This window comes from Paenibacillus sp. FW507-14B1B, assembly GCF_058781425.1.
Genome location: NZ_JBYSWS010000004.1, coordinates 133,577 through 146,682, shown reverse-complemented (window position 1 = coordinate 146,682; position 13,106 = coordinate 133,577). Strand labels below are relative to the sequence as shown.

Here is a 13,106-nt window from a genome sequence, read left to right as displayed (position 1 = left end):
ATGAGAATAAGCATGTATACCAAAGCCATCATTGTTGTACTACTCGCAGGTATGGGTCTCCACTTCTACCAGACATCAAGTGCTGACGACCGTAAAATCACATCGGTTTATGTGGAGGCGTGGAAGGATTATAAAGACATTAAACTCTCAGAGAAGAATGTAGACATTGCCTTTATTGCATTTGCTAAAATCAAGGGAACTGATCTGTATTTTCACGAAGATGCGGCGGAGAACAGCCGAATTATGGACAATATCAAGAAGCTAAAAGAACATAATCCGAAGACCAAGATGGTACTCGCTGTAGGGGGCTATGGCGTGGATGGTTTCTCTGATGCTTCGATGGATGGCAGCCGTTATCTGTTCACAGAGAGCATCATCAACATGGTGAAAGAGCTCGATCTAGATGGCATAGATATCGACTGGGAGTACCCAGCATTTGATGCTTGGAAGACACAGAAAGCACGCCCGGAAGATACGAAGAACTTCACAAGTTTGATGAGAGAATTGCGAGAAAAGCTGTACCGACTCCCCCATAAGAACAATAGAAAGTATTTGCTCACCTTCGCTTCAGGCACCCAGGACTGGTATTTCAAGAATGTCGAGGTGAAAAAGGTTGAGAAATACGTTGATTACATCAACATCATGAGCTACGACTTAACCGGAAGATGGTCGGATACCACCGGTTTCAACTCCAATCTATTCATCGATAGCAAGCACAAATCCCAGCATAGTATCGACCAGATCGTTAACATGTACCTTGATCATGATATAAATAGTGAAAAGCTGCTATTAGGCGTCCCTGCATACTCTTACGGATGGACAGATGTGAAGAGCAGCACAGACGGCACATTCACAACTGGAAAGCCGATTGATATTGATAAGGTGGATCTCAGCTATAAGAACATCGTAAAGAAATACTTGAACAAAAATGGCTATAAACGCTACTATGACAAAGTTGCAAAAACGGCCTACTTGTATAACGGAGATACATTCATCAGCTATGAGGATAAAGAGGCACTCAAAGCAAAGGTCACGTATATTCATGACAAGAATCTCGCGGGTGCAATGGTCTGGCAGTATGCTCAGGATGCAGAGGATGGGATTATCAAGTTTCTCGCAGATAACCTGAACAAATAATAGAAAAGGCTTATCCTAAGTTCAAGTGAACTCGGGATAAGCCTCTTCTTTGTATTTTACAGGAATTCAATATCCTCTGGGCCCCAATAGGCTTTCATATCTACGATCTTACCCGCTTCATTAAATGTCATGACATCGGTACAATGAATGCGGACTTTCTTTCCTTCCATCTCCACGTAAATCATAAAAGCAATCGCTGCTGAATTCCCATGCGAACCGCGAATGGGAGCGGCAAGCTCCAGCTTCTCCACACTAGCTACACTACTCTGATAAAAAGGAGCAATCGCAGATTTCCCCTCTAAAACTTGGCCCCCGCCAACAGGGTCCTCAACTCTTGCATTATCTGCAAAAAGAGAAATTACAGCATCATGGTCCTTGTTATTGAAGCCATCTAAGTATTGCTGTAAGGCTTCTTTCATCGCTGACTGTGACATCATCTGCCTTCACCTCTCGTTTTCTGAGTATTCTAGTTGTTAAACAACTATCTATGATTATAAACAATCACACCATACATTGCTTACTATAAGATTAAACCTCTGCACCTGTACGCTTAATCTTCTGTGCACCCTCATCCCAGCGCCACTGCGGAGAATTCCCTTGCAGATGCACCCCACCATACCATTCATTGATCCCTTGCTTCGTGATCCAGTCATCGATCCCATCCAATACCCGATTTCCGAAGTCCGTTAAACGAATCTCGGCATTATGAAATGATGTCGATGATTGTGCGTAATCGGGAAATGCATGTGATTCCTCGAATTCAAGTAATGGGTACGGGTCTTGAGACATCCGTCTTAGAATATACCAATACTCTAAATCACCCATGCCTAGATCATTTAACTTGTTTCCTACCTGCTTGAATAACGCCTTCGGCGTTTGTAGTCCAGCTCGCACTGCCTCAAGTGTTGTCTGCTCCACGATGCCTAACCCGTTCTGTGTCGAAGGGAACCGTGCCAAATGGCACTGAAATGCAGCATGTGCATACGGCAAAACGGACGTATCCGTGTCAAGCAGTTGCTGCAGCAATTCTGGGTCCTCTGACGTATACGCCTTCCAGAACGCTTTCCCTAACTCCAGTTCCTCTGCACCAATCGATTTCCAAGTCCCAGATAACGTCTGCATTTGTTCCACGGAGAGTTGCCCGAGTCCGCGAAACAGCTCTATTCCCGGATACTCACCGATCGATAATAAGCTAAGCTTCGTATCTGACAACGACTGCTCAGAGAACCAGTGAAGTAAATGGCACAGCATCGTCTGATCAAACAGATCGTGCTCGAACCATAATACAATTTCCTCATATTTATGAAAATCGGCCAGCGCCTTCTCTTGCTGCTCGCATCCCTGTATAAATACAGCGCGCGGGATTCCCATCGTCTGTTCTAAATACTCCGCTCGTACTGCACGATGCCCTCGTTCATCAGCGTTAACAAACACAGGACCATGTGGATAGACTTCCCTCCATACAAGGATTTCCCCTTGTACAACACCTTGCCGCAGCTTATCTGCCACCGAATCCCCATTTACAATATGCAGCACGCCTTTTCCTCCTTCATACAGATCGTTATATACAGAGATCAAATCGGCTACGGGGAGAGTACCCATTTAGTTTTTTTCAAATCCATAATCCCGTGCAACAATCTATGTTTAATTACTCTGATGTAGAGCCTGAAGTGCATCCTCTGTATTGCTCACAAAGAACACCTGCTTGCCGTTATTGCACTCATAGATGAAATCCTTCAAGCTCTTGCTGTTATATCCCTCAAAATCTCCAACAATTGCAAGCTTCACTCTGTAATTCACATACTTCTGTAGAATCTCGCCTGCAAGCCTCGTTTTTAGCTCGAAGAAGTCTTCGATGACGTTCAATTTATTAATTAGTATTTTGGAGCATTCGTGGTTGTATTGAACAGAAGCCATCAAATCCATAGCGTCTTGAACATCTCGTATGATAATGTCTGAGCTTTCTACAATTGCGACCTTGGAGTTACCTTGTTGATCAACAAATATTTTCATTTTCAACCTCACCATCCATATGTAGGATACGTGCTTCTAATTCAACAATTCTAACATATTCATGCTGTTCCCTGCTTTACTAATACCCTTTTATAGGTGTTACAATAAGACCCATACAGATAATAAAGGAGAACAATTACAACGTGGAAAATACGAATTGGAAAAATGGTGCCTCTGGGCGTAAATTCATAGCTTCATTTAGCGGGGGAAAAGATAGCATTCTCGCTCTCTATAAAGCGATGCAAGAAGGAGAAGCTATTGGGCTCATTGTGATGCTTGAAGAGGAAGGGAAACGCTCTAGATCCCACGGCATGCCTCCTGCGCTTATTCAGGCACAGGCTGATTCCATAGGTCTGCCGGTATATACAGCAGCGGCGAGCTGGGTACAATACGAAGAAGTGTTCATGAAGCTGTTAGAACAGGGAAAGCATCAAGGCGCGGAAGTGTTAGTGACCGGAGATCTCGATATGCCTGCCCATGGCTGCTGGCATGACAAAGTTACGAAGAATGCTGGATTAGGGCTTGGGATGCCACTATGGGAGATGGATCATAAAGAAGCGGTTTTGGAGTTTATCCATCTTGGATTTAAGACCATCGTAGTTACAGTAAACCTATCTTTAGGGATGCGAGAAGACGATTTAGGTCGGGTATTAACCCTTGACTACATCCAAGAGCTTGAAGCTCGTGGGATTGACCCATGCGGCGAAGGCGGAGAATTCCATACGACTGTTTTAGATGGTCCTCTCTTCAAAAACCCGATTTCTGTCCGTAAATGTGAGATATGGAGACAGGATGAGTATGCCTTTTTGCCACTTGAGCTAGAATAATACAATATACCTGCTTAACTCAGAATATGTACGTGGTAATAAGAAGAAGCTATGAAACAGCTAAAGGAGGTTTCGAGAAATGTCCGATATCCATTCAGGACCTGCTTCTCAATCAGAGAGTGATCGTACACTGTCTGAAGAAGCAGTTCATGCCATTGAGAATTTATCCGGTGTTCACCCTGGATACCGCCGCGCGCATGCCAAAGGCATATGCGCTCACGCTGTCTTCCACCCGAGCGGCCTTGCTTCGGCCTTTACTACTGCACCCCAATTCCAAGAGCAGGAGGTTTCGGCCATTGTCCGTTTCTCAGGCAGTTCGACTGATCCTGCAATGGCAGATCTGCTATCACCCGCTAAGGGAATGGCTGTTCAGTTCTCCTTACCAGGCGGTGGCATCTCCAATCTGGTTGGTGTTACCGTACCTGTCTTCTTCGCCCGTACCCCAGAATCTTTTGTAGACATGATCCGCACTGTACATCAAGCGCAAGAAGGAGACCTAGGTCCAATCGATCTCATTCAGGAGATGATCAGCCACTTCTCTGAGAGCAAGGAAAGCCTGCTGGCTGTGAAACACCTGAAGCCGCCTGCAAGCTATGCGACTTGTCATTATTACTGCATACATGCTTATTTCTTGGTGGATCCACAAGGGAACAAGCGTCCCGTAAAGTTTGAATGGATACCGGATGAAGGCATTCATACGTTATCCTTGAAGGAGGTATCGCAGCAGACTGAGCGGTATTTGGAGGACGAGCTTCAAATTCGACTTCAGCGTTATCCTGCCGTCTTCCAGCTTTCTGCGATTCTCGGTGAGGAAGATGACCCGACTGATGATCCTACACAATCCTGGCCGGATGACAGGCAGCGTATTCATCTTGGTCGTCTCTACATCAGTGAGATTATCCAGGAGCCGCAGGATCTCGTCATGGACCCAACCGTGATATCCTCTGGCATGGCGTTAACAGATGACCCGATTCTTCGTTTTCGAAGTACCGTGTACTCCGAGTCTTATCACAGACGAAGTCAAGAGACTAAGTCTACTTGAAGCTCTGGCGATTCGAGGTAGAGATAGCTGCCTAAGCTATATATCAGCGAAGCTCTGTACATGCTGGCGTCATTTCCTGCTGGAAACGAGTCCGAGCAACAATCTCGTCCATGAAGCATTGTAGCGTACTTGTTACATATGAATCTTTTCGATGAATAAAAATGGTCGTGATTTCATGGTAAGGTTCAGGTAACTCGTGGCAGAACACGACACCATTGTCAACAAGGTCAGAAATGGATGACTCCGGAAAAATGGTGATTCCAATTCCAGCGGCTACACTACCAATAATGGTTCCGAACGTTCCAAACTCCATGATCTGTTTAGGGATAATCCCTTCGGCTTTCATCCAGCTTTCCAACCGATCACGATATCCACAGCCTTTATTGTATAGCAATAAGGGCCTTTTCGTTATTTCCTCCATGGAGAAGGTCTTATCTTTGGTGACGAGCACCAGCTTTTCTTGAATAACCTCAACTTGCTCAATGAATGGATGTCTAATCGGGCCTGTCACAAAGGCTCCATCGAGCTTCATATCTATTACCTGCTGCATCAGAAGCTCAGTCACACCTGCTTTTAAAGATAATTCAACATTTGGGTACTTTTGAATATAAGAGGACAATATCGTTGGGAGAGCATTCACCGTCTCCACAACACCAATCTCCAGCACGCCGGAGGGGTTCGAATGATCTTGAAATGTGCGCTTCAGCTCCTCCATGCCCGATAAAATCTCTCTAGATTGTTCAAGAAGCCGCTTGCCTTCCGAGTTTAGGATCATTCCTCGTTTATGCCGATAGAACAACGGAGTCTGAAGCTCCTTCTCAAGCAGCTTAATTCTAGCTGTCACATTAGACTGAACATAATTAAGTTCGATTGCAGCTTTACTTACACTTCCATGTGTAGCTACAGCGTGAAAAACTTTCAAATCATTAAATTCCATATCTGCCTCACCTCTGGCTCTCTGAACTGTGCTCATACTCGCAAGGTATCATTATAAATGATCATAAACTTTATTTTCAATCATTTTACTAAAGTCTTTCGCCCTCCTATGATGAATGATACAGACAAACAAACAAAGAGAGGGTAGGGAGAGACACTACATGCATAAGAAACAGATCATCATCGGCTCCATACTATGCCTGATCGCAAGTATGTCATGGGGGGCTATGTTCCCTGTTGCACATATCGCGCTACAGCAGATTGATCCATTCTATTTTTCGTTTATCCGTTATTTCGTTGTTGCTATTATCCTTAGCGTGATGCTGTGGCTCAAAGAGGGGAGATCGGCATTCCGTCTTGAGGGACGCGGCAAGACATTGTTATTCTTAGGCACGATGGCATTTACGGTCTATAATATGTGCATCTTCTTCGGACAGCAGCTTATGGGCGAAGCAGGTGCCGTCGCCGCGTCCATTATGGAGTCTCTGATGCCAATGATCTCCATTATGATCTTGTGGATCACAACCAAGAAATCACCGAATACATATATGCTTAGAAGTGTAGCTATCGCATTTGTTGGTGCTATACTCGTGATCACCAATGGGAAACTCACCTTCTTTACGATGGCTGGACAACATCTTGTTCCTTTATTGCTGATTTTTGTAGGTGTATTAGGATGGGTTGTCTATTCCATGGGGGGAAGCCATTTCGAGAGTTGGTCGATCCTGCGTTACTCTACGCTAACTTGCTTATTAGGAACCGCGGTATCCTTCGTCATCGTTACCCTTGGCTCCGCTTTTGATGTGATTCCTGTTCCAACATGGACGACGATCCTCTCGATTAAATACGAAATGGCCTTTATGATTCTACTGCCAGGGCTTGCTGCCTTACTCTGCTGGAATCAAGGAATCAAATGGCTAACACCGGTAAACGGCATATTATTCATTAACTTTGTTCCCATTACGACCTTCGTTCTTATGTCTTTTCAAGGTTACCAGATTAGCAGTTTTGAATTTTATGGGACATTGCTCATCATCTTTGCCCTTATACGGAATCATGCATACCAGCGTAAAAAAACAATCGTTAATGAGCCCAAAGCTTATGCAGGTGCTCCGGAGCACTTGGCTCCTCAAGGAAAATAAACAAATATAAAAAGGGCCTTCTCGGCCCTTTTTTGTATTGTCATTTGTTTTGTCATTAATGAAGTTAATACGTAGTATGCAGACTGCTGATGTTTCTTTTATCAGGTACCGCAATACGTGCGGTAAGGACGCGGCGATTCAGGCGGTACTGCCGCGTATTCCTCCTGCTCAGGCGAATAGGCATAGGGATTGGCAAGAACGCTGAGGAGCCGCTCCATGACACTGAAGTCACCTTGCTGCTCCGCTGCTTCAAGTGCCTCTTCTACCCGGTGGTTCCGCGGGATTACCGCAGGATTGCTACTGCGCATCAACTCCCGAGACTCCGTCTCCGATTCCTCCTGCCGGCCAAGTCTCTCCTGCCACTGTGCGTACCAAGAATCGAATTCGGTCCTACCAGACAAAGCAGTAACCTCCGATTGATTAAGTGTTAATGCTCGGAATGTGTTCGTGTAGTCCGCTCCGTGCTTTTGCATCATCCCAAGAAGGCTCTTGATCAGCGCTTCATCCTGTTCCTCTTCATGAAAGATCCCCAGCTTCGCCCGCATTCCTGCCAGCCAGTGATTGTAATACAACTCCGTAAATGATGCGAGTGCATCCTCGGCCAGATTGATTGCCTCATCCTCGTCTTCATGGATTAGTGGTAATAAAGCTTCCGCCAACCTAGCTAGATCCCACGCCGCAATATATGGCTGATTGCTATAGGCATAGCGCCCTTGAGAGTCAATCGAGCTGAATACGGTGGACGGATTAAATGTATCCATAAATGCACACGGGCCGTAATCAATGGTCTCACCACTGAGGGTCATATTATCCGTATTCATGACTCCGTGAACAAAACCAACAAGCTGCCACTTCGCAATCAGATCCGCTTGGCGCTTGATGACCTCTTGCAATAATACAAGATAGCGATTCCCATCCGTACCACGATCCGCATCTGGATAATGTCTTTGAAGAGTGTAGTCCGCTAAAATTCGGAGATCCTCCGTTGTTCCTGCACCCCTAGCATATTGAAATGTGCCGACACGAAGATGACTTGATGCCACACGAGTTAGGATGGCACCAGGAAGGTCCCTCTCACGTGTAACAGGCTGCCCCGTAGCTACTACTGCTAAGCTGCGGGTCGTAGGAATGCCTAGCGCATGCATTGATTCGCTGATAATATACTCACGCAGCATCGGTCCAATAGCTGCTCGTCCATCGCCTCCACGGGAATATGGAGTGCGGCCTGCTCCCTTAAGCTGTATGTCCACTCGCTTACCCTGCGGTGTGATCTGCTCACCCAGCAGAATAGCACGACCATCGCCCAGCATGGTGAAATGTCCGAACTGGTGCCCAGCGTAGGCCTGTGCGAGTGGCAAGGCCCTCGGTGGAATCTCATTACCAGCGAACACAGCTGCTCCCTCGTTACTTTGCAGCGCCTCTATATTTAGCCCTAGCGCTTCAGCGAGTGGCACATTGAATGCAATGATTTGAGGAGCACGAACAGGTGTAGGGTCCTGTTTGGTGTACATGAGGTCCGGCAGTTCTGCATAACTGTTATCGAAGTTCCATCCTATATCTATTGTATGTTTTTGATCCGTCACGTTGGTCTCCTTCTTCTAGCATTGTAATTAATTCGTATTATCTATTCTCTATATAACCACAAGTTAGGCTCTATTAGGGTTTGACTTACAAAAATTTATTATGCTAGGAAGAAGAAAATCGCTGCCTTAGGATATTCCCCAAGCAGCGATTTCATCTAACCAACTATGCTCTAATCCCGATTCGCTAGCTTCGCAAGCAAACGGATAATTTCGATATATAACCATACGAGTGTAACCAAAAGACCGAAGGAGCCATACCACTCCATGTATTTCGGTGCCCCATCACGTGCCCCTTCTTCAATGAAGTTGAAGTCGAGTATGAAATTCAAGGCTGCGATAATGATGATAACCACCGAGATTCCGATCCCGATTGGCGTGCTGTCATGCAGGTAAGGAACAGCGACGCCGAACATGCCAAGGACAAAGCTGAGCAGATACACAAGCATAATGCCTAATGTAGCTGTAATTATTCCTTTTTTGAAGCCAGCACTCGCTTTGATCAAGCCGAACTTGTACGCAAGCAGCATACCAAGGAATATACTCATCGTCAGCAGTGCAGCCTGCAAGGTAATGCCGTAGTATAAATCCTCATAATTAGCGGATAAAGCCCCTAGCAGTAAGCCTTCTACAACAGCGTAGATTGGCGCTAGAAACGGCGCCGACCTTGGTACAAAACTGATAATAAGTGCAAGAATCAGGCCCGCAATCGCTCCACCGATAATGAATGGAAATACGTCGTACCCTTCAAAAAACATAACCCACGATATAATCGCTGCCCCGATTAGCAGTGCCAACAGCATGAACGATTTATTAACCGTCCCGCCAATGGTCATGGTCTCTTGATCACCATACTGCCTACTCTTCTCGAATGTATCTTCATTCAGTGTTGGATTTCCGCTACGACCGAACAAATAAATGCCTCCCCTATCCTTTTTACTTCTAGTGTATCATGAACTGGTATATTTTAGGACTCAAAAAAATAATGCTTCACATACGGTCACGAGCCAGATAAAAAAAGTGGCTCCACAAGTGATAATTCCGGAAAAATGAATGACCATCATTTTATAATCACTTTGTTTAACTTGGCGTATCCCCAAAAAATCACAATGGTGAATGATATATATATACACACTTGCATAAACCAATCCTGCTGTAATAGACGCGCCAATCGGTAAACTCATGACATATCTGGGATTTCCACTCGTCTCAAGACTAAGTATAAACCCGAATTCCTTTGATAACAGAAAAGTCAGTACAATGATCAGAAACAGAATGAACGGTATGCTAAAGGGATGTTCTCTACTATCGATCCATCGCAGGAAAGACCGCATTTTCGGGCTTTTGGGTAGAATATCGGTCTCAGCGTCTTCCTCGGTATTACTTTTCATAATATAAAGAAATCCATATAAAATCATGCCGATGAGTATACTGGGTCGCAGGAGACTAAGCGCCACACCAAAATCAAAAATAGAGATGACTGCGAATATAATTATGAGCAACATAAACAGCTTACTCCCCACCTCTGTTCGTTCTTTCCACATCTTATCTATGAATGCCCTATTATCTCTGTATTCCCCTGAGTCTTTATTGATTTCCTGGGTAGCTTGAATCTTGCCATGATGAATGATGAAAAAAGCCACACTCATTAAACTTAATCCCACAATTAAATACACCCATGCTTCCTCCGGATAGACAATCCATGAATCATACGTTTCAATGACCCAAAGACCATCCATGACAATGATCATGATCGCTAGAACTAAAATGTACGGAGCTGATTTATAGATTATGGTTTCTCATCTCCTTGTTAGCTGCATTGATTAAGAGCAGTTCTTCATTCATCTCTACCATACTCAGACTCATTCTACGCTATAAGAAAGTTCACTGCTCTCTTTTCGGGTAAATAATAAGTACCTAATTAGTAAGATCTTTAAGTACAATTAAAGAGAGGAGCATGTGTATGAAACAGGCCATGATTATTATTAACCCCTCGTCCGGCAAAGAAGAGGCGCTGAATTACATAAAAAGCATACACCAAATATTAGGTAATCAGGGATATGAGGTCACGGTAAATGAGACGAAAAAGGAAGGGGACGCAACCCGTTATTGTATCACTGCATGCGAGCAGCGTTATGACCTCGTTGTATCCATCGGCGGTGATGGAACACTTCATGAGACGATTAATGGACTCATCGATCAAGACTACCGTCCGAAACTAGGGGTCGTCCCTCTCGGAACGGTCAATGATTTTGCGAGAGCACTACATATTCCGCTAGACCCGAATGAAGCAATCCACACCTTAACCTCCAATCGCGTCAAAAAAGTGGATACGGGCTGCGTAAATGACCGACTATTCCTCAACGTCATTGCCGCAGGCTCCATTGCAGAAACGTTATCTACCGTATCATCAGAGGATAAATCTAGATTTGGTGCCTTTGCTTACCTTAAGGAAGGTATTAAAGAACTAATGAACAATCCGGTCCATCCTCTATCGATTCAGTATGATGACAAGACGTGGGAAGGAGAATCCCGCCTATTCCTCGCTGCACTGACCAATTCAGTTGGAGGGTTCGAGAAGCTCATACCCCATGCTGCCGTTGACGATGGTCTGATCCACTGCTTTATTATTAAGAATCTAAATATATTCAGCACCCTTTCGGCAAGTATGTCTTTACTGCTAGGCAGTCTAAAAGACCACAACGATGTCGTATATTTCACAGCTAAACAAGTTCATGTCAGCTCATCAGAGACGGTCAGGACCAATGTTGATGGAGAGGAAGGCCCCGCTCTCCCCATTGAACTCAGCATTATGCAGCGTCATATCGAAGTGATTGTGCCCGAGGAACACTAATTCTGCATTTGAAATCAGGGGATGAGCAGATCGATTTTATTCCTAGGAGGGAACATGAAGAAACAACGGGTCTTGTTATCAGTTTGTCTACTATTGCTAGTAAGTGGATGTAACAGCACTAAGTTTGAAATAGAGCGACTCACGAATGAGAATGTAGGACTGCAAAATAGAATATCTGACTTAGAAGATCAAAGAGCTTACTTAGAGGACAGTTTGTATCAAGCAGCTAAGGGCTTATCACCCGATGATCTTTATTTTGCTGCTAAACAATATATGAAAGAAGATCAGGAAAAAGCTGCGGCCTACCTCCAAGTTCTATTTGACAAGTTCCCTGACTATGAAAAAACGGAAGAAGCCAAAGATATGTTTCTAAAAAAAGGACTCTCCATTCCCGGAGAGCCCTAACTTTGGTTTTAAATCATATTCACTTCTTCGCATCCAGCTTCAATAGTGCAGGATTATCCACAAAAGTCGCTGTATTAAAGAGCATCAGCACATCTTCTATCCCATTCTCAGCCATATACTTACTAATACTACCGTTATAATAACGCATATCGATTACATGAATTTCGGGCACATGGAGCGTCAGGAACGGGATTACGCTGTGCGCATAAGAGTCTTTAATAATTAGCAACTTCTCTTGCTTAACCACTGCAGGATCAAGCTTACTTGTAAACTTCATAAGCGCATGAACCCCGCCTAGGAAGTAGGAGTACTTATCTTTTTTGTCCAAAAAGCTTTCATCATACATGCTCGTAAACGTCTTATCTGTATCTGCGATATACATCTCGGTTGATACCGGCACTTTAGGCTTGTAGACTTCAATCGTATCCGGCTTTACACCGCTAAACTGACTCCGCGTATGATAACTTCCGAGAAACGAATTGCTCACGGTCTGAATGTCGAAATCCTTCTTGGACAGGGGCTTCCATCCCATCTGCTCGGCATAGGCTACATAAGCCAAGTAAGCACCACTTGTCGTCCAGTGATGGTCCGTCCTGTAATAGATCGGCTCAGACGCATGAGGACTAAGAAACGTAAATCCATCCAGGAAAGACACGCTATCCTGCATAAGATCTGCGATATATTCATTCACCTTCAATTGAGGGTAATTCGGAGCAAGCCATGGTAAACGGTCTGGGTATACCCCTACTGATGTCGGTGCAAGCATCAGCGTCGTATGTGCCTCGGCATGGCTATCTGCAAATTTCTTGATAGCCTCCGCATACTGCTTTACCTTTGAATAATCCGGATCGCTGAATTTTTCAAACAAATAACCTTCGCTTCCCTTATAAATCCCGTTATTCTCTTGCTGCAGACGTAGCTGCTCAATAGAGGATTTCACCGCTAACCATTCAGAGCGAAACGGAAATTGATCGGTTACGAAGCTCTCCGCGTCATCTGCAAACTTCTTGGACATCAGATTGTCCCATGTCAGTTTCGGGGCACTCTGAAGCACCCGATTTTCCAATTCCGAGAATCGTTCCTTCGGCAGAATGAGAAAGGCTATGAACATGAGAAACAGCGCTAGTATAAAGCCTACCACCAATATCCGATCTGCCTTTTGCTTCATGG

The 13,106-nt window shown here is 44.7% G+C and carries 14 protein-coding genes; 6 read left to right on the top strand and 8 right to left on the bottom strand.

The annotated features are described in order from the left end of the window. Nucleotides 1-1,137, top strand: a complete 1,137-nt coding sequence (locus AC3WJJ_RS19420; protein ID WP_492543314.1) for a glycoside hydrolase family 18 protein — start codon at nt 1-3, stop codon at nt 1,135-1,137. 56 nt (nt 1,138-1,193) lie between these two features. Here AC3WJJ_RS19420 and AC3WJJ_RS19415 read toward each other — a convergent pair whose 3' ends face one another. The 3 genes from AC3WJJ_RS19415 to AC3WJJ_RS19405 all read right to left on the bottom strand — a co-directional run bounded on the left by AC3WJJ_RS19415 (nt 1,194) and on the right by AC3WJJ_RS19405 (nt 3,150). Beyond that, on the bottom strand, nt 1,194-1,574 hold the full coding sequence (locus AC3WJJ_RS19415) for a nuclear transport factor 2 family protein (RefSeq protein ID WP_492543312.1): 381 nt from the start codon (nt 1,572-1,574) through the stop codon (nt 1,194-1,196). Nucleotides 1,575-1,665: 91 nt separating this feature from the next. Further along, the gene (locus tag AC3WJJ_RS19410; protein WP_492543310.1) at nt 1,666-2,673 is read right to left on the bottom strand and encodes a DUF1835 domain-containing protein; all 1,008 of its coding nucleotides are present in this window, start codon (nt 2,671-2,673) and stop codon (nt 1,666-1,668) included. Between the two features lie 108 nt (nt 2,674-2,781). Beyond that, nucleotides 2,782-3,150, bottom strand: coding sequence for a DUF4180 domain-containing protein (locus AC3WJJ_RS19405; RefSeq protein WP_492543308.1), 369 nt, complete (start codon nt 3,148-3,150; stop codon nt 2,782-2,784). A 143-nt stretch (nt 3,151-3,293) separates the two neighbouring features. Here AC3WJJ_RS19405 and AC3WJJ_RS19400 point away from each other — a divergent pair, with 143 nt between their 5' ends. Beyond that, nucleotides 3,294-3,977: a Dph6-related ATP pyrophosphatase gene (locus AC3WJJ_RS19400; protein WP_492543306.1), complete on the top strand. Its 684-nt coding sequence runs from the start codon at nt 3,294-3,296 to the stop codon at nt 3,975-3,977. 79 nt (nt 3,978-4,056) lie between these two features. Then, nucleotides 4,057-5,019, top strand: a complete 963-nt coding sequence (locus AC3WJJ_RS19395; protein WP_492543305.1) for a catalase — start codon at nt 4,057-4,059, stop codon at nt 5,017-5,019. Between the two features lie 43 nt (nt 5,020-5,062). Here the strand turns inward: AC3WJJ_RS19395 and AC3WJJ_RS19390 are convergent, their stop codons facing one another. Then, nucleotides 5,063-5,956, bottom strand: coding sequence for a LysR family transcriptional regulator (locus AC3WJJ_RS19390; RefSeq protein ID WP_492543303.1), 894 nt, complete (start codon nt 5,954-5,956; stop codon nt 5,063-5,065). 160 nt (nt 5,957-6,116) lie between these two features. On the opposite strand from AC3WJJ_RS19390, the gene AC3WJJ_RS19385 reads away from it, so the two are divergent. Beyond that, complete coding sequence (locus AC3WJJ_RS19385) at nt 6,117-7,097, top strand: DMT family transporter (protein ID WP_492543301.1); 981 nt, start codon at nt 6,117-6,119, stop codon at nt 7,095-7,097. 101 nt (nt 7,098-7,198) lie between these two features. On the opposite strand, the gene AC3WJJ_RS19380 is transcribed toward AC3WJJ_RS19385, so the two are convergent. From AC3WJJ_RS19380 to AC3WJJ_RS19370, 3 genes are all read right to left on the bottom strand, one after another. Then, entirely contained in the window at nt 7,199-8,680 is a 1,482-nt protein-coding gene (locus AC3WJJ_RS19380) for a protein adenylyltransferase SelO (protein ID WP_492543299.1), read from the bottom strand. Nucleotides 8,681-8,850: 170 nt separating this feature from the next. Continuing rightward, nucleotides 8,851-9,591 (bottom strand): Bax inhibitor-1/YccA family protein, encoded by a 741-nt coding sequence (locus AC3WJJ_RS19375; RefSeq protein WP_422658853.1) that lies wholly within the window; start codon nt 9,589-9,591, stop codon nt 8,851-8,853. A 60-nt stretch (nt 9,592-9,651) separates the two neighbouring features. Then, on the bottom strand, nt 9,652-10,428 hold the full coding sequence (locus AC3WJJ_RS19370) for a hypothetical protein (RefSeq protein WP_492543297.1): 777 nt from the start codon (nt 10,426-10,428) through the stop codon (nt 9,652-9,654). A 212-nt stretch (nt 10,429-10,640) separates the two neighbouring features. Between AC3WJJ_RS19370 and AC3WJJ_RS19365 the strand changes: the two genes are divergently transcribed. Together AC3WJJ_RS19365 and AC3WJJ_RS19360 are read left to right on the top strand one after the other, a co-directional pair. After that, entirely contained in the window at nt 10,641-11,531 is an 891-nt protein-coding gene (locus AC3WJJ_RS19365) for a diacylglycerol/lipid kinase family protein (protein ID WP_492543295.1), read from the top strand. A gap of 54 nt (nt 11,532-11,585) precedes the next feature. Further along, nucleotides 11,586-11,936: a hypothetical protein gene (locus tag AC3WJJ_RS19360; protein ID WP_492543293.1), complete on the top strand. Its 351-nt coding sequence runs from the start codon at nt 11,586-11,588 to the stop codon at nt 11,934-11,936. A 19-nt stretch (nt 11,937-11,955) separates the two neighbouring features. On the opposite strand, the gene AC3WJJ_RS19355 is transcribed toward AC3WJJ_RS19360, so the two are convergent. Then, on the bottom strand, nt 11,956-13,104 hold the full coding sequence (locus AC3WJJ_RS19355) for a DHHW family protein (RefSeq protein WP_492543291.1): 1,149 nt from the start codon (nt 13,102-13,104) through the stop codon (nt 11,956-11,958). Between the last annotated feature and the right edge of the window lie 2 nt (nt 13,105-13,106).